Source organism: Olsenella sp. kh2p3 (assembly GCA_900119625.1).
Lineage (GTDB): Bacteria > Actinomycetota > Coriobacteriia > Coriobacteriales > Atopobiaceae > Tractidigestivibacter.
Genome location: FPKD01000001.1, coordinates 484,617 through 499,982 on the forward strand (window position 1 = coordinate 484,617; position 15,366 = coordinate 499,982).

The window sequence follows — 15,366 nt, forward strand, 5'->3', positions numbered from 1 at the left end:
CTAGCTTCTCCTATGCGATGCGAGCGGCGGCCTAAGCCTTGAGGGAAAGTCCCATGGACTCGAGCTTGTCCTTGACTTCCTCGATGGACTTGACGCCAAAGTTGCGGATGTTGAGAAGGTCGTTCTCGGAGAACTCCACGAGCTGACGCACGGAGTGGATGCCGGCGCGCTTCAGGCAGTTGTAGGAGCGGACGGAGAGGTCCAGGTCCTCAATCTGCTTGTCGAGCTCGGCGTTGTCCTCCTCGGCGCCCGTTGCGAAGATCGACTCGTCCTCCTGGGGCTCATCGACGTCCGCGAGGCCCATGAAGGCCGTCATGTGCTGGTTGATGATATTGGCGGCCTCGACGATGGCGTCACGCGGGCTAATGGAGCCGTTGGTCTCCACCTCGAGCAGCAGGCGGTCGTAGTCGGTGTGGCGACCAACGCGGCAGGGCTCGACGGACTTTGCGCAGCGGCGCACGGGCGAGTAGAGCGAATCCACGTGAATGATGCCGATGGGGTCGCTCTCGCGCTCGTTGTCATCACCAGAGACGTAACCGCGGCCAATGCCAATGCGCATCTTCATGGAGAGGTGCGCGTCGGCGCCAAGGGTGCAGATCACGTGGTCGGGGTTCACAAGCGTGAACTCCGCGGGGATATCGAAGTCCCCGCCGGTGACCGTCATGGGACCGTCGACGTTGATGGAGGCGGTTGCCTCCTCGCCGGTGCCCATGGAACGGAACACAAGGCCCTTCACGTTGAGGACGATATCGGTGACGTCCTCGTAAACACCCGGCACGGTGGTGAACTCGTGCTGCACGCCATCGATCTGGATGGCCTCGACGGCTGCGCCCTCGAGGGAGGACAGCAGCACGCGACGCAGGGAGTTACCCAGCGTGTCACCATAACCACGCTCGAGTGGCTCTGCGCTCACGCGTGCGAGGTTGTCGCTGATCTCTTCTACCGACACAGTAGGCCGGATGAACTCGGACATTGCTACCTCCAAACTGTGTCGGGCTTACTTGGAGTAGAGCTCGACGATGAGCTGGGCGTCGATGTCGAGATCGATCTGGTCACGGCTGGGAAGCTGAAGGACGGTGCCCTGGAGCTTCTCGATGTCGACCTCAAGCCAGGCCGGCACAGCCATGTGCTCGGAGGAGATGAGGGCCTCCTTGATGGGGAGAAGGTCCTTGGCCTTGGGGGCCACGGCGACGACGTCGCCAGCCTTCACCTGGTAGGAGGGAATGTCCACGCGGTGGCCGTTCACGGTGATGTGGCCGTGGAGAACGGTCTGACGGGCCTCCTTGCGGGTGCGGGCAAAGCCAAGACGAAACACGACGTTGTCGAGCCTTGACTCGAGGATGGTCATGAGGTTGTCGCCCGTGATGCCCTCGCGCTTGAGAGCCAGCTTGTAATAGCTACGGAACTGCTTCTCGAGAACGCCATAGATGAACTTGGCCTTCTGCTTCTCGCGGAGCTGCGTACCGTACTCGCTCTCCTGGCGGCGGCGCTGCTTGGGCTGACGGTGAGATTCCTTGTTGATTCCCATAACAACGGGATCGATGCCGAGCTGACGGCACCGCTTAAGGACAGGCGTCCTGTCAACTGCCATTAGTGGTGTCCTTCCTAGCTACACGCGACGACGCTTGCACGGACGGCAACCGTTGTGCGGAATGGGGGTCTTGTCCTGGATGCCCGAAACCTCGAGGCCAGCAGCCTGGAGGGAGCGGATGGCCGTCTCGCGGCCGGAACCGGGGCCCTTGACGAACACGGAGACCTTGTGCAGACCGTGCTCCATGGCTGCCTTAGCCGCGGCCTCGGCAGCAAGCTGCGCCGCGAACGGCGTGGACTTACGGGAGCCCTTGAAACCAACGGTGCCGCCCGACTGCCAGGAAATCACGTTGCCCTGGGGGTCGGTGATGGAGACGATGGTGTTGTTGAAGGTGCTCTTGATGTGAGCCTGGCCAACCGCGATGTTCTTGCGCTCAGAACGGCGCACGCGGGTGGTACGGGCATTCTTCTTCTGCGGCATTGTGTTATCCCCTTACGCCTTCTTCTTTGCACCGATCTGACGCTTCTTGCCCTTGCGGGTACGAGCGTTGGTGTGGGTGCGCTGACCGCGAACGGGGAGGCCCTTGCGGTGGCGAAGGCCACGGTAGCAGCCAATCTCCATCAGACGGGCAATGTTCTGCCTCACCTCGCGGCGAAGGTCGCCCTCGGTGGTGTAGTTAGCATCGATGTAGTCACGAATCTTGGTGACCTCGTCCTCCGTCAGGTCCTTGACGCGAGTGGAGGGGTCAACACCGGTAGCCGCGCAAATCTTGGTTGCGGTGGTCTGGCCGATGCCGTAAAGGTAGGTAAGTCCGACCTCGACACGCTTATCACGCGGAAGGTCGACGCCATTAATACGGGCCAACGTGAGTCTCCTCTCAGTTATCTAGCCCTGACGCTGCTTGTGGCGCGGGTTCTCGCAGATTACGTATACCTTGCCGTGGCGACGAATGATCTTGCACTTGTCGCACATCTTCTTGACCGAAGGACGTACCTTCATGTGTCTTTCCTTCCAGTAGACAGTACCTGTACTGGTAGTACATCTGGCCTGGCAGGTGGTGCTGCCCGGCACTCTATCTCATCGCCCAGCCGCAGGCGTGAATAACCAACCGTTGTGCGCAGCGCCTACTTGTAACGGTAGGTGATGCGACCCCTCGTGAGGTCATACGGCGAAATCTCCACCACGACCTTATCTCCAGGAAGAATCCTGATGTAGTTCATCCGAATCTTCCCCGAGATGGTGCAGAGGATGGTCTTACCGTTCTCAAGCTCGACGTTGAACATGGCGTTAGGCAGCGGCTCGATAACCTTGCCCTCAAGCTCGATTGCATCCTGTTTGCTCAAATTCAACCCTCTCAACGCTGTGACAGCGACCAAATATCTTACCTAAAATCCTCACAAACGTCCACGTTGCACTTAAATCGCACAACGTGGACGCATTTTATCTGCGAGAAGGGCGCTAGGCGTCCCTCTCGCCACCCTGCATGCTGCACCAAGGTCCAATCTCGTCGGCAGTGAGGATGACTGGACCATCCTTCGTGATGGCAATGGTGTTCTCATAGTGAGCGGCAGGAAGGTTGTCATTGGTAACAACGGTCCAACCGTTCGAAAGGGTATGCGAGTCATAGGAGCCCAGGGTGATCATGGGCTCAATGGCGATGACCATGCCAACCTGGAGACGAACGCCTCGGCCGCGCTTACCGTAGTTGGGGACGTTGGGGTCCTCGTGCATAACGTGGCCCACGCCATGACCAACGTAGTCGCGCACCACGCCGTACCCATGCGACTCGGCAAGCTCCTGAATGGCTGCGCCGACATCACCCAGGCGATTGCCGGGAACAGCCTGTTCGATACCCGCCTTGAGGCAGTCGCGAGTAACCTCGCAAAGACCCTTTACCTCGTCCGACACATTGCCAACGTAGAACGTCCAGGCGTTGTCCCCCACCCAGCCGCCAAGCGTGGCGCCCGTATCGATCGAGATGATGTCGCCATCTTTGAGAGCAACAGCAGGAGAAGGGATGCCATGGACGATCTGCTCGTTCACAGAAGAGCAGATGCTGGCGGGAAAGCCACTGTATCCCTTAAACGTTGGGGTAGCGCCATGGAGACGAATGTAGCTCTCAACCACCTGATCGATCTCTCGGGTGGTAATGCCGGGACGAACCATCTCCCCGGCACGACGAAGGGCCGCCTTGGACACAGCCCCGGCGGCCTTCATCTGTTCAATCTGCTCTGAGTTCTTGATGTGAATCATGCGGTGAGGAGCGCGCGCACGTCGGCATAGACCTCGTCGACCGGCCTGTCTCCATCAACCTCCTTGAGAATCGAGTGACCGCGATAGTACTCGATGAGCGGGGCAGTCTGGGTCTGGTACACATCCAGGCGCTTCTGGATGGTCTCAGGCTTGTCGTCGTCGCGCTGATACATCTCGCCGCCGCAGCGCGGGCAAACGTCAACGCCAGCAGGAGCAGTGTAGCCACAGGAGCGGCAGGTACGACGCGAGCTCAGGCGCTTAACAATGACGTCGGGCTTGACATCGACAAGAAGCGCCGCGTCAAGGTTGCGCTCCATGGCAGCAAGCTCGGAGTCGAGCGTTACAGCCTGAGCGGTATTGCGGGGGAACCCATCAAGGATGAAACCCGCCTTGGCGTCGTCGGCCTGAAGACGCTCCTTGACAAGGTTAATTACAAGCTGATCGGGAACGAGCTTGCCAGCGTCCATGTAGGCCTTGGCCTGAAGACCAAGCTCCGACTGAGCCTTGACGGCCGCGCGCAGGAGGTCACCCGTGGAGATATGGGCAAGGCCAAACTCCTCGACGAGCTTCTGTGCCTGTGTGCCCTTACCAGCTCCCGGGGCACCGAGCAGAACGATGTTCATGTGCATCCCCCTTCGAAAAAGGTGCCGGCCCCACGGCCGGCACCCAGCGCAACAGATTGCCTACTTAAAGAAGCCCTCGTAGTTGTGCATCTTGAGTTGGCTCTCGAGCGACGCGATGGTGTCCATGGCCACGCCAACCATGATGAGCACCGAGGTCCCGCCAAACGACTGGATGAGTGTGTCGTTAGTGAACCAGAAGATGATGGTGGGCACCACAGCAAGGACTGCCATGAAGAGCGCACCGGGAAGCGTAACGTGGTCGATCGTACTCTTGATGTACGCTGCCGTCGCAGCCCCTGGCCTTACGCCGGGAATATAGCCGCCCTGCTTGCGAAGCTGGTCAGCTGTCTCCTCGGGGTTGAAGACCATCGAGGTGTAGAAGTAAGCGAAGAACACAATGAGAACAACCGAAAGAACCCAGTTGAGCCAGCCCGAGGAAAGGGCATTTGCAACTGCCTGGATCCAGCCCACACCAGGGAAGAACACGGCGATCTGGGCCGGGAAGTACAGCACGGCAGAGGCGAAGATGATGGGGACGACGCCAGCCGTGTTGACCTTGATGGGCAGGTAGGTGTTCTGCCCACCCATGACCCTGCGGCCCACCACGCGCTTTGCGTACTGCACGGGAATGCGGCGCTGGCCGCGCTCCACATACACGATGAGAGGTACGATCGCGATGATCACGATGAGCGTGATGATCGTGAGCAGGGCGTTGCCGTTGGTGGTCACCGAGGAGATGAGCGCCGAGGGCAGGCCAGACATGATGTTCGCGAAGATTATGAGAGACATGCCGTTGCCAACGCCGCGCTGGGTGATGACCTCGCCCAGCCACATGATGATCACTGCGCCCACAAGCATCGTGAAGACCACGATGACGTTCTCGAGTGCCTCGGGAATCCCCATCTGGGAGAACGACACGCCAAAGCTCTTGAAGTAAAAGAGATAGGCGATGGCGTTGAGAAGTGCAAGGCCAATGGTGAGGTAACGGGTGTACTGCGTAATCTTACGCTGACCCGACTCTCCCTCCTTGGCAAGCTCTCCCAGCGAGGGCACCACTGCCTGGAACATCTGAAGGATGATCTGGGCAGTGATGTAGGGCATGATGCCCAAGCTGAAGACGGACATGCGCGAAAGGGCGCCGCCCGAGAACAGGTTGAGCACCGCCATGGCACCGCTCGAGGAGACGCCGGCGGCATAAGCGCTCAGCATCTCCTGGAACGGAGCTCCAGGCACGGGAAGGTACGCACCGAAGCGGTAGAGGACGAGGATCCCCACTGTGAGGAGAATCTTCTTCCTCAGTTCCGGCACTCGGAAAGCGTTGGCGATTCCGTTTAGCACGCCGGCTCGACCTTTCCTCCGGCCGCCTCAATCTTGGTCTTGGCCGAGGCGGAAACCTTGTCCACCTTGACAGTGAGCTTCTTGGTGAGCTCGCCGTCACCGAGGACCTTCACGGGAACATAGGCGCGCTTGATGACGCCCTTGGCAACCAGGGAGTCGGCGTCGACGGTGTCGCCGTCCTCGAAGACCTCCTGGAGACGGGCAACGTTCACGGGCGCATACTCGACGCGGTTGGGGTTCCTGAAGCCGGGGAGCTTAGGAAGACGCATGGCGAGCGGCTGCTGGCCGCCCTCGAAGCCGGCGCCCTTGCCGCCGCCAGAGCGGGAGAGCTGGCCCTTGGTGCCGCGACCAGCGGTGGTGCCGTGGCCGGAAGAGTTGCCGCGGCCAATGCGCTTGCGGTTCTTCCTGGAACCCTCTGCGGGGCGCAGATCATTGAGCTGCATTTGGGTGACTCCTAGTTCTCTTCAACGGTCACGAGGTGCTTGACCTTGAAGATCATGCCTCGGACGCTGGGGTTGTCGGGCAGGACGGCGACGTCGCCAATCTTGCGAAGGCCCATGGCACGGCAGGTGGCCGTCTGGTCCTTCTTCACCTGCGTCACGGCGCTGCGGACGAGGGTGACGGTGAGTTTCTTCTCTGCCATCGCTAGTTCTCCTTCCCGACGAACATCTCGGAGACGGTGATGCCACGGCGCTCGGCGGTCTCCTGGGGGCTGGAGAGCTCCTTCAGGCCCTCGGCAGCAGCCTTGATGATGTTCATGGCGTTGTCGGTGCCCAGGGACTTGGAGAGAACGTTGGTGATGCCAGCGAGCTCGAAGAGCGGGCGGACAGGGCCGCCGGCGATGACACCGGTACCCTCGATAGCCGGCTTGATGAGAACGCGGCCGGCGCCGTAGTGACCCTCGACCGTGTGGGGGACGCTGCCCTCGGCGGTGACGGGAACCTTGAACATGTTTTTCTTGGCGTCCTCGACGCCCTTCTGGATTGCCAGGGGCACCTCAGTGGAACGGCCCATGCCGAGGCCTACGTTGCCCTTGCCGTCACCCACGACGACGAGAGCCACGAGGGACATGCGACGGCCGCCCTTGACGGTCTTGGAGACGCGGTGGATGTAGACGACGCGCTCCTGAAGATCCGTGTCCTGCTGGCGCTTACGATCACGTGCCATTGAATCCTCCTAGAACTTCAGGCCCGCGCTGCGGGCACCGTCTGCCAGAGCCTGGACACGGCCGTGATAGATACGGCCGCCACGGTCGAACCTCACCGTGGTGATGCCCTTCTCGATGGCGCGCTTGCCAACGAGCTCGCCCACGAATGCGGCGGCCTCCTTGTTGGAGCCCACCTTTCCGGTTGCGCGGAACTCGGGGTCGAGGGTAGAGGCAGAGCACAGGGTCTTGCCCTCGGTGTCATCGATGACCTGCGCGTAGATGTTGGCGTTGGTGCGGTGCACGCAGAGACGGGGACGCTCTGGGGTACCGAAGATCTTGGCGCGGACGCGACGCTTGCGACGCGCGAGGCCAGCTGCCTTCTTCTGATACTTGTTCATTCCTTCTCCTTAGTCACGCCATCACCTGACGGGGTGATGGTCTTGTGCCTGGTCCTATTACTACTTGGCGGCCTTGCCGAGCTTGCGACGGATGTGCTCGCCCTCGTAGTGGATACCCTTGCCCTTGTATGGCTCGGGCGGACGCTTCTCGCGGATCTCAGCGGCAACCTGGCCAACCTGCTCCTTGGAGATTCCCTTCACCGTGATGTGGGTGTTGTCGGGCACCTCGAATGAGATGTTATCGGGGCAGGCGAAGATGACGGGGTGAGAATAGCCAAGGGAGAGGTCGAGGTCCTTGCCCTTGAGTGCGGCGCGGTAGCCAACGCCCGTGAGCTCGAGCTTCTTCTCGAAGCCCTCGGAGACGCCCACGACCATGTTGTGGATGAGGGTGCGGACGAGGCCCTGCTGAGCGTTGGACTCCTTGGACTCGTCAACGCGGGAGACCGTGAGGACGTCACCGTCCAGGGCGATGCTCACAAGCTCAGAGAAGGTGCGGGTGAGCTCACCCTTGCTGCCCTTGGCCGAGACGGTAGTGCCGTCGATGGTCACCGTGACTCCAGCCGGAATCTGGACAGGCTTCTTACCAATACGAGACATTGTCTCCTCCTATCTTGATTCAGCGGGAGTTTTACCAGATGTAGGCGATGACCTCGCCGCCGACGCCGAGCTTGCGGGCGTCGCGGTCGCACATCATGCCCTTGGAAGTAGAGATAACGGCAGTGCCGAGGCCACCCAGGACGCGGGGAAGCTTATCCGCCTGGGAGTAGATGCGAAGGCCCGGCTTGGAGATGCGACGGATGCCGCGGATGACGCGGGCACGCCTGTTGCCGTACTTAAGAGTGATGTGAAGGGTCTTCTGGGGCTTGGTGTCCTCCACCTCGTAGCCCTCGATGTAGCCCTCCTCCTTGATGACGCGGGCAATCTCAACGAGCACCTTGGTCGAAGGCATGGAAACCTCGGCCTTGCCCGCTGAGTTCGCGTTGCGGATGCGCGTCAGCATGTCTGAAATGGGATCGGTAATCTTCATTGATCCTTCTCCTTCGTCATGATGAAACTGCGTGTCCGGTTCGCCCAAACCCATGGCGTGGGCGCCTGGACGCCAGAGCCCTGCGCCCTACCAGCTTGCCTTGCGGACGCCAGGAAGCTCGCCCTTGCTCGCCAGCTCGCGGAAGCACACGCGGCAGAGCCCGAACTTGCGATAGACGGAGTGGGGACGCCCACAACGCTGGCAGCGGTTCTGCTTGCGCGTCGAGAACTTCGGCTCGCGGTTCGCCTTGACGATCATCGATGTCTTAGCCACAAATCCTCCTTCATAGTGCATCTTGACCGCCCGGGACTTTCCCGGGCGAGGTCATTGCGATATTTGGCCTACTCCGCCTTGAACGGGAAGTGGAAGGCGTCGAGAAGCGCCTTGCCCTCCTCGTCGGTGGGAGCGGTGGTCACGATGGTAATGTCCATGCCGCGCGTGCGGTCGATCTTGTCGAAGTCAATCTCGGGGAAGATCAGCTGCTCGGTGACGCCCATGGAGTAGTTGCCGCGGCCGTCGAAGCTCTTGGGAGAGAGGCCACGGAAGTCGCGGATACGCGGGATAGCGACGGCGATGAGGCGGTCGAGGAACTCCCACATGCGGTCGCCGCGAAGGGTGACCTTGGCGCCAATGGCCTGGCCGGCGCGCAGGTGGAAGGTTGCGATGGACTTGCGGGCGTGCGTGACGAGCGGCTGCTGGCCGGTGATGGCACGCAGGTCGGCAACAGCGCCGTCGATTGCCTTGGAGTCGGTTGCGGCCTCGCCAACGCCCATGTTCACGACGATCTTCTCAAAGCGAGGGATCTGCATGACGTTGCCGTAGTTGAACTGCTTCTGCAGCTCGTCGCGGACCTCGTCGTAGTACTTCTGCTTGAGGCGGGGCACGTACTTCTCTTCTGCCATGTTCACTCCTTAGATCTTGGTGGTTTACGTGCGGGGTTTCTTTCTCGCACCCCCTGGGCTGGCATTCCCAGGAGCCATTTCCTACACCGCGAGACAGCATAATCCCTGCCTAGCGACGCAAGGTCAAATAATAGTGTTTCCTGCTTTTTTGTGCCAGCCCTCTTGTTGGTCGCTTTTGCAGGCGAGAAATTCTCCTCAGTATCAACACGAGAAGCCCCCTCTCGACTGGGCGAGAAGGGGCCTGCCTAGCAGATGATCCGCGCAATTGCGCCTAGCCGAGCCTCTTGCCGCACTCGGGGCAGAAGTGGGAACCCGGCTGTATTGCCGTTCCGCACTCCGGGCAGAAGGACGGAGCGCTGGGCGCAGGCCCACTCTCTGCGGGCGGCTCTGGCGCAGGGGACTCCGGATTGGGCGCCTCGGGCGCTGGCGTTTCAGAAGCGGGTACCTCCACAGCCGGCTCTGCGGGCGCGACGGGCTGTGCTGGAGGCACCGGCGCAGGACCAGAAGGAGGCAGCTGGGTAGCGGGACGGTTGCTCAGAATGCCCTTGATGTCTGTAGTGTTGCGCGTGATGATGACGCTCAGCATCACCGACTCAAACGTAACACGCTCGATGAGTTCGGTAATGAGGCAGAGAATCGCGCACATAATGAGCGAGACAAGAAACGCAGCGATTCCGTTAGCCAGACTTGCAAGGACAATCGCCAGGAAGAAGAAGGCGGTGAAGATGGCGCAGAAGAGATAGAGCGCCTTCAGAATCTTGTCGATGACAAGCTTGTCAAAGCGAAAGAACGGCCCCCAGGTGCTGCTGTCCTTGAGGCTGAAATGCTGCTGGTCACCATCGTCCACGTACTTGCGATATCCCGCGACAGCCAGGACTATTGCTGCGATGAACGCAATGACGAGCAGGGTGACGAAGATGCCTGCCGAGGCGCCAATGCCAAAGGCAGGTGTGTTGTAGCCATATCCGTATCCGTACATGGTGCTCCCTTCAGTTGATCGGGCGCATGACGCCCGATATCTGCGCACCCCGTGAAGAGGTGGGGCACGGGTCCCCCTTGGGGTGTACCCATACTAGTACAGGAAATGAGCGTCTAGCCGCGAACGAGGTTCCTGAGACCCTCTCCCCTAGCAAAGCGACCAAGGTTATCCGTCGCAAGGGAAACAACGCGCTCGAGGGTTGAGTGAAGATGCCAGAAGCCCGCGACGTGGGGAGTAATTATGAGGTTGGGCGTATCCCACAGTTGATCATTGGCAGGAAGCGGCTCGGGCATCGTGACGTCTAACGCCGCTCCCGCAAGCCTCCCCTCCTCCAGTGCAGCACGCAGAGCCGTCTGATCAATGAGGTCGCCGCGTCCGGCATTCACCAGGTACGCGCCCGGTTTCATGCTGGCGAGAAATCCAGCGCTCACAAGGCCACGCGTCTCAGCTGAGCTGGGGAGGAAGCTGGCGACGACGTCTGCCTTTGGCAGCTCCTGCGAAAGATCTCCCATGCTCGCCACTCGCTCGAAGGCTTTCGCATACTCAGGTGTTAGGTTGCTCGACACGTGCCGTCTCATGCCTACGCATGCGGCTCCAACTGCCGAGCAGAGGCGGGCGAAGCAGAGGCCGATATCCCCCGCGCCAAGAACCAGGACTCGTGCGCCAGCCAGGGTCGAAACCATCCCCTCGTCCGACCATGCGTGGGCACGTTGGTCGTCCCGGTAAGCAGGCAGACGCTTCATGAGCGAGAGGAGCATGGCAAAAGAGTGCTCGGCGACGGCCGGACCATAGGCTCCAGTGCCGTTTGTCACGATGGTCGAAGGGGCGAGCACGCCAGGCGCGAGGTATGCCTCATACCCAGCCGAGCCAAGCTGAATCCACTGGAGGCGTGGCGATGCCTCGATGAGCGCCGGCGCCACGTTGCCGAGAATAACGTCCGCCTGGGACACCCGCTCTCGGTAGATGTCGAGCTTTGGGGTCCTGGGGAGACGGCTCGTGTCACCTACCGGTGCCGCAAAGTCAAATGTCGCCGATGGCATTGTCGCCATCATCGCAGCAGCCTGTTCCTCTGTTACAGGAATCTTTACCAGCACGTTCTCTACAGATGACATGGGGTCTCCCCAATTCCTCGCTTGCGGGCGAATACAAACGAACCCGGCCGTCGCAAGCGCGACAGCCGGGTTCGAGACTAGTGCATGTCCTAGCGCAATGGCTTAGAACTTCGCGCCGCACTTCTTGCAGACGCGAACCCTGCGACCATTGTCATCGACGTCATGACCAACGCGCGTGCGCTTGCCGCAGACGGGGCAAACGAGCATGACGTTAGAGACGTGGATGGGAGCGGGCTTCTCGATGATACCGCCCTGCTGGTTCATGGCGTTAGGCTTGGTGTGGCGCTTCACAATCGCAGCGCCATCGACAATGACCTTGGAATCCTTCGGCATGGCACGCAGAACCTCTCCCTGCTTGCCCTTGTCCTTGCCGGTGATGACCTCGACCTTGTCGCCCTTCCTCACGTTCATCTTAGGCATGTGTCCAGGCCTCCTTACAGCGTCTCGGGTGCGAGCGAGACGATCTTCATGTACTTGCGATCGCGCAGCTCGCGGGCGACGGGCCCGAAGATACGCGTGCCCTTGGGCTCGCCCTCCTTGTCGACCAGGACGCAGGCGTTCTGGTCGAAGCGGATGTAGCTGCCGTCCTTGCGGCGGGCCTCCTTCTTGGTGCGCACGATGACGCAGCGCACGATGTCGCCCTTCTTGACGCCGGAACCGGGAGTTGCCTCCTGGACCGCGCCGATGATGACGTCACCGAGGCCAGCGTAGCGGCGCTTGGAGCCACCGAGGACCTTGACGCACTTGACGCGCCTGGCGCCGCTGTTGTCAGCGACGTTGAGCATGGTCTCCATCTGAATCATGTGATGTTCCTCCGAACCTATATCCCACCAGAGGTGCGCCCACGCGAGCGGCGCACATGGGGAATCCTGGGTGTTCGCTACTTACTTGGCCTTCTCGACAATCTCGACGACGCGCCAACGCTTGGTCTTGGACAGCGGGCGGGTCTCCATGACCTTCACCGTGTCGCCCAGGCCACACTCGTTATTCTCGTCGTGGCAGTGGAGCTTCTTGGAGATGGTCATCATCTTGCCGTACTTGGGGTGGTGCTTGCGGTAGCTGATCTTCACCGTCACAGTCTTGTCGCCGGAGAGCGAGACGACGGTTCCGGTGCGAACCTTACGCGCGTTCCTGCTTTCGGTCTCTGCCATGTCTTATCTCTCTCCTGCTACTTCTGTGCAGCGGACTTCTCCGCGGCGATCTGACGGGCGCGAATCTCGGTCTGGACGCGAGCGATGTCGCGCTTCACGAGCTTGACGCGAGCGGTGTTGTCCAGCTGGCTGGTGGCCATCTGAAAACGGAGGTTGAAGAGCTCGGCCCTGCTGTCGTCCAGCTTCTTGGCAAGCTCCTCGTCCGAGAGGGCCTGGATGTCCTTGTACTTCATGGTGACTATTCCTCCCCGTCCTGGTCGGCGCGGGTGACGATCTTGGTCTTGATGGGCAGCTTGTGCTGGGCGAGACGCAGGGCCTCCTTGGCGGTAGCCTCGTCGACACCAGCGATCTCGAACATGATGCGGCCCGGCTTCACGACGGCCACCCACTCCTCGGGGTTGCCCTTGCCGGAACCCATGCGGGTCTCTGCCGGCTTCTTGGTGATGGGCTTGTCCGGGAAGATGGTGATCCAGATCTTGCCGCCACGCTTCATCTCACGGGTGATGGCGACACGAGCGGCCTCGATCTGGCGGTTGGTGATCCAGTGAGCCTCCTCGGCCCTCAGGCCGTAGTCGCCAAAGTAGAGCTTAGTGTTGCCCTTGGCGTGGCCCTTCATGGAACCGCGCTGGACCTTGCGGTGAAGAACGCGCTTAGGTGCGAGCATTAACGGCTCCTCCTCTCATTGCGGGCGCGACGGGGACGAGAAGAGCCCTCGAGAGCCGGCGTGGGCTTGGGCTGGCCAGGCAGCTTCTCGCCCTGATAGATCCAAACCTTGATGCCGCAAGCACCCATGGTGGTGCGGGCGGTTGAGGTGCCGTAGTCGATGACGGCACGCAGGGTGTGCAGAGGCACGCGGCCCTCGCGGTACCACTCGCGACGGCCCATCTCGGCGCCGTTCAGGCGGCCGGAGCACTGGATACGGATGCCCTTGGCACCAGCCTTGCGGGCGGACTGGACCGCCTTGCGCATGGCACGACGGAAGGCAACGCGCTGCTCGAGCTGCTCGGCGATCGACTGAGCGACGAGGTTGGCGTCGAGCTCGGGGCGCTTTACCTCGATAACGTCGACGGCGACCTGGCCCTTGCCGACCTTGGCGACCTTCTCAAGCTCGGAACGCAGGACGTCGATCTCGGCGCCCTTCTTGCCAATCACGATGCCCGGACGGGCGGTGTACAGGGTGACCTTCACCTTGTCGCCAGCGCGCTCGATGTCGACGCGGGAAAGGGCTGCCTTCTCGAGGCGCTTCTCGAGGAACTTACGAATCTCGAGATCATTGCCGAGCTTCTCGGCGTAGTTCTTATCGGCGTACCAACGGGAACGCCAGTCCTCGGTGATGCCGAGACGGAAGCCTGTAGGCTGAACCTTCTGACCCATGCTTTCCCTACGCCTCCTTTCGAGGAGCGACGATGACGGTGATGTGGCTCGTGCGCTTGTTGATGCGCGAAGCGGAACCCTTGGCGCGAGGACGGATGCGCTTGAGCGTAGGGCCCTCGTCGACGTAGCAGGCCTTCACGTACAGGTCGTCGCCGCGCAGGCCGTTGTTGTTCTCGGCGTTGGCGATGGCGGAACGCAGAACCTTCGAGACGTCATATGCAGCCGCACGCTTGGTGAACTGCAGGATCTCGAGGGCCTTGTCGACGGGCTTGTTGCGGATGAGGTCCACGACGGCGCGAGCCTTGCGCGGGGCGATGCGCACGTAACGTGCGACGGCCCTGACCTCGTTGGAATCGGTGTTAGCCATTCGAGCTTACCCCCTAGTTAGCCTTGTGGCCACGGAAGGTGCGGGTGGGAGCGAACTCGCCCAGCTTGTGACCGACCATGGACTCGGTGATGTACACGGGAACGTGCTTGCGACCATCGTGAACCGCGATCGTGTGGCCGACCATCTCCGGGTAGATGGTGGAGGAGCGGGACCAGGTCTTGATGACGTCCTTCTTGCCAGCCTCGTTCATAGCGGTGACACGCGCGAGGAGGCGAGTCTCCACGAACGGACCCTTCTTGAGACTTCTGCTCATGCTTTCTTTCTCCTACTACTCGTGTACCGTTACTTGGACTTGCGACGACGGATGATGAGCCTGTTGGAGGCCTTCTTCGGGTCGCGCGTCTTGTAACCCTTGGTGGGCTTGCCCCAGGGCGTCACGGAAGGACGGCCAGAGGTGTGGTTCTTGCCCTCGCCGCCGCCGTGCGGGTGGTCGACAGGGTTCATGACCGTACCACGGACGGTGGGACGGACGCCGGCCCAACGGTGACGACCGGCCTTGCCGATGACGATGTTGGAGTGCTCAGCGTTACCAACCTCACCGATGGTGGCACGGCAGGTGAGGAGCACGCGGCGAAGCTCGGAGGACGGGAGGCGCAGGATCGCGTAGCCGTTGTCCTTGCCCATGAGCTGGACCGAGGTGCCGGCGGAGCGGGCCATGGCCGCGCCCTTACCGGGCTGGAACTCCACGTTGTGGACAAGCGTACCAACGGGGATCTCGGAGAGCGGCATGCAGTTGCCGGGCTTGATGTCCACGCCAGACTTGCCGGAGATGACGGTGTCGCCGACCTTGAGGCCCTCGGGAGCGAGGATGTAGGCCTTGGCTCCATCGACATAGTGGAGAAGCGCGATGCGAGCGGAGCGGTTCGGGTCGTACTCGATGGTCGCGACCTTGGCCGGCACGTCGTCCTTCAGACGCTTGAAGTCGATGCGACGATACATGCGCTTGTTGCCGCCGCCCTGGTGACGGACGGTGACGCGGCCGTTGTTGTTGCGGCCACCCTTCTTGCGTAGCGGCTCAGTGAGCGACTTCTCGGGCTTGGAGGCGGTAATCTCGGAGAAGTCCGAGACCGTCTGGAAGCGCCTGCCAGCGCTCGTAGGCTTGAGGTGCTTGACTGCCATTACTTCTTTCCCTTCTGTTTCCGT

28 protein-coding genes are annotated in these 15,366 nt (G+C 61.2%); all 28 read right to left on the bottom strand.

Translation table 11 applies throughout. The features are described from left to right. Window positions 1–31: 31 nt before the first annotated feature. Entirely contained in the window at window positions 32–973 is a 942-nt protein-coding gene (locus BT122_RS02145; RefSeq protein ID WP_059052956.1) for a DNA-directed RNA polymerase subunit alpha, read from the bottom strand. Between the two features lie 24 nt (window positions 974–997). Beyond that, window positions 998–1,591: a 30S ribosomal protein S4 gene (gene rpsD / locus BT122_RS02150; protein WP_059052954.1), complete on the bottom strand. Its 594-nt coding sequence runs from the start codon at window positions 1,589–1,591 to the stop codon at window positions 998–1,000. A gap of 18 nt (window positions 1,592–1,609) precedes the next feature. Continuing rightward, window positions 1,610–2,011, bottom strand: a complete 402-nt coding sequence (gene rpsK, locus BT122_RS02155) for a 30S ribosomal protein S11 (RefSeq protein ID WP_059052952.1) — start codon at window positions 2,009–2,011, stop codon at window positions 1,610–1,612. Between the two features lie 12 nt (window positions 2,012–2,023). Continuing rightward, window positions 2,024–2,395, bottom strand: a complete 372-nt coding sequence (gene rpsM / locus BT122_RS02160; protein ID WP_059052950.1) for a 30S ribosomal protein S13 — start codon at window positions 2,393–2,395, stop codon at window positions 2,024–2,026. A 21-nt stretch (window positions 2,396–2,416) separates the two neighbouring features. After that, window positions 2,417–2,530: a 50S ribosomal protein L36 gene (rpmJ, locus tag BT122_RS02165; protein WP_013252436.1), complete on the bottom strand. Its 114-nt coding sequence runs from the start codon at window positions 2,528–2,530 to the stop codon at window positions 2,417–2,419. 125 nt (window positions 2,531–2,655) lie between these two features. Continuing rightward, window positions 2,656–2,874 (bottom strand): translation initiation factor IF-1, encoded by a 219-nt coding sequence (infA, locus tag BT122_RS02170; protein ID WP_059052948.1) that lies wholly within the window; start codon window positions 2,872–2,874, stop codon window positions 2,656–2,658. A 115-nt stretch (window positions 2,875–2,989) separates the two neighbouring features. Beyond that, window positions 2,990–3,784, bottom strand: coding sequence for a type I methionyl aminopeptidase (map, locus tag BT122_RS02175; protein WP_072354411.1), 795 nt, complete (start codon window positions 3,782–3,784; stop codon window positions 2,990–2,992). Further along, on the bottom strand, window positions 3,781–4,407 hold the full coding sequence (locus BT122_RS02180) for an adenylate kinase (RefSeq protein ID WP_072354412.1): 627 nt from the start codon (window positions 4,405–4,407) through the stop codon (window positions 3,781–3,783). Before BT122_RS02180 ends, map begins: the two co-directional genes overlap by 4 nt. A 60-nt stretch (window positions 4,408–4,467) precedes the next feature. Continuing rightward, on the bottom strand, window positions 4,468–5,745 hold the full coding sequence (secY, locus tag BT122_RS02185; protein WP_072354413.1) for a preprotein translocase subunit SecY: 1,278 nt from the start codon (window positions 5,743–5,745) through the stop codon (window positions 4,468–4,470). Continuing rightward, on the bottom strand, window positions 5,739–6,188 hold the full coding sequence (gene rplO, locus BT122_RS02190) for a 50S ribosomal protein L15 (protein ID WP_059052941.1): 450 nt from the start codon (window positions 6,186–6,188) through the stop codon (window positions 5,739–5,741). Before rplO ends, secY begins: the two co-directional genes overlap by 7 nt. A gap of 11 nt (window positions 6,189–6,199) precedes the next feature. Then, the gene (gene rpmD / locus BT122_RS02195) at window positions 6,200–6,388 is read right to left on the bottom strand and encodes a 50S ribosomal protein L30 (protein WP_032110520.1); all 189 of its coding nucleotides are present in this window, start codon (window positions 6,386–6,388) and stop codon (window positions 6,200–6,202) included. 2 nt (window positions 6,389–6,390) lie between these two features. Further along, complete coding sequence (gene rpsE / locus BT122_RS02200; RefSeq protein ID WP_059052939.1) at window positions 6,391–6,912, bottom strand: 30S ribosomal protein S5; 522 nt, start codon at window positions 6,910–6,912, stop codon at window positions 6,391–6,393. A 9-nt stretch (window positions 6,913–6,921) separates the two neighbouring features. Further along, window positions 6,922–7,290: a 50S ribosomal protein L18 gene (gene rplR / locus BT122_RS02205; RefSeq protein WP_059052937.1), complete on the bottom strand. Its 369-nt coding sequence runs from the start codon at window positions 7,288–7,290 to the stop codon at window positions 6,922–6,924. Window positions 7,291–7,350: 60 nt separating this feature from the next. After that, on the bottom strand, window positions 7,351–7,887 hold the full coding sequence (gene rplF, locus BT122_RS02210; RefSeq protein WP_059052934.1) for a 50S ribosomal protein L6: 537 nt from the start codon (window positions 7,885–7,887) through the stop codon (window positions 7,351–7,353). 31 nt (window positions 7,888–7,918) lie between these two features. Beyond that, complete coding sequence (rpsH, locus tag BT122_RS02215; RefSeq protein ID WP_032110524.1) at window positions 7,919–8,317, bottom strand: 30S ribosomal protein S8; 399 nt, start codon at window positions 8,315–8,317, stop codon at window positions 7,919–7,921. Window positions 8,318–8,404: 87 nt separating this feature from the next. Then, on the bottom strand, window positions 8,405–8,590 hold the full coding sequence (locus BT122_RS02220) for a type Z 30S ribosomal protein S14 (RefSeq protein ID WP_032110525.1): 186 nt from the start codon (window positions 8,588–8,590) through the stop codon (window positions 8,405–8,407). A gap of 68 nt (window positions 8,591–8,658) precedes the next feature. Further along, entirely contained in the window at window positions 8,659–9,219 is a 561-nt protein-coding gene (rplE, locus tag BT122_RS02225; protein ID WP_072354414.1) for a 50S ribosomal protein L5, read from the bottom strand. Between the two features lie 271 nt (window positions 9,220–9,490). Then, window positions 9,491–10,198 carry a zinc ribbon domain-containing protein gene (locus BT122_RS02230; RefSeq protein WP_072354415.1) on the bottom strand — a complete coding sequence of 236 codons (708 nt, stop codon included), beginning with the start codon at window positions 10,196–10,198 and terminating at the stop codon, window positions 9,491–9,493. Window positions 10,199–10,311: 113 nt separating this feature from the next. Further along, window positions 10,312–11,310 carry a D-2-hydroxyacid dehydrogenase gene (locus BT122_RS02235; RefSeq protein WP_072354416.1) on the bottom strand — a complete coding sequence of 333 codons (999 nt, stop codon included), beginning with the start codon at window positions 11,308–11,310 and terminating at the stop codon, window positions 10,312–10,314. A 102-nt stretch (window positions 11,311–11,412) separates the two neighbouring features. Continuing rightward, window positions 11,413–11,730, bottom strand: a complete 318-nt coding sequence (gene rplX / locus BT122_RS02240; RefSeq protein WP_032110529.1) for a 50S ribosomal protein L24 — start codon at window positions 11,728–11,730, stop codon at window positions 11,413–11,415. 14 nt (window positions 11,731–11,744) lie between these two features. Continuing rightward, entirely contained in the window at window positions 11,745–12,113 is a 369-nt protein-coding gene (gene rplN, locus BT122_RS02245) for a 50S ribosomal protein L14 (RefSeq protein ID WP_032110530.1), read from the bottom strand. A gap of 81 nt (window positions 12,114–12,194) precedes the next feature. Further along, window positions 12,195–12,461 (bottom strand): 30S ribosomal protein S17, encoded by a 267-nt coding sequence (rpsQ, locus tag BT122_RS02250; RefSeq protein WP_032110531.1) that lies wholly within the window; start codon window positions 12,459–12,461, stop codon window positions 12,195–12,197. A gap of 17 nt (window positions 12,462–12,478) precedes the next feature. Beyond that, window positions 12,479–12,694, bottom strand: coding sequence for a 50S ribosomal protein L29 (gene rpmC, locus BT122_RS02255; protein ID WP_032110532.1), 216 nt, complete (start codon window positions 12,692–12,694; stop codon window positions 12,479–12,481). A gap of 5 nt (window positions 12,695–12,699) precedes the next feature. Beyond that, window positions 12,700–13,125, bottom strand: coding sequence for a 50S ribosomal protein L16 (gene rplP, locus BT122_RS02260; protein WP_032110533.1), 426 nt, complete (start codon window positions 13,123–13,125; stop codon window positions 12,700–12,702). Continuing rightward, a complete protein-coding gene (rpsC, locus tag BT122_RS02265) occupies window positions 13,125–13,835 on the bottom strand; it encodes a 30S ribosomal protein S3 (protein WP_072354417.1) in 711 nt (236 codons plus the stop codon). Before rpsC ends, rplP begins: the two co-directional genes overlap by 1 nt. 7 nt (window positions 13,836–13,842) lie before the next feature. Then, window positions 13,843–14,202, bottom strand: coding sequence for a 50S ribosomal protein L22 (gene rplV / locus BT122_RS02270; protein WP_032110535.1), 360 nt, complete (start codon window positions 14,200–14,202; stop codon window positions 13,843–13,845). Window positions 14,203–14,215: 13 nt separating this feature from the next. Continuing rightward, on the bottom strand, window positions 14,216–14,476 hold the full coding sequence (rpsS, locus tag BT122_RS02275; protein ID WP_032110536.1) for a 30S ribosomal protein S19: 261 nt from the start codon (window positions 14,474–14,476) through the stop codon (window positions 14,216–14,218). 29 nt (window positions 14,477–14,505) lie between these two features. Continuing rightward, window positions 14,506–15,342, bottom strand: a complete 837-nt coding sequence (gene rplB / locus BT122_RS02280) for a 50S ribosomal protein L2 (RefSeq protein WP_072354418.1) — start codon at window positions 15,340–15,342, stop codon at window positions 14,506–14,508. Between the last annotated feature and the right edge of the window lie 24 nt (window positions 15,343–15,366).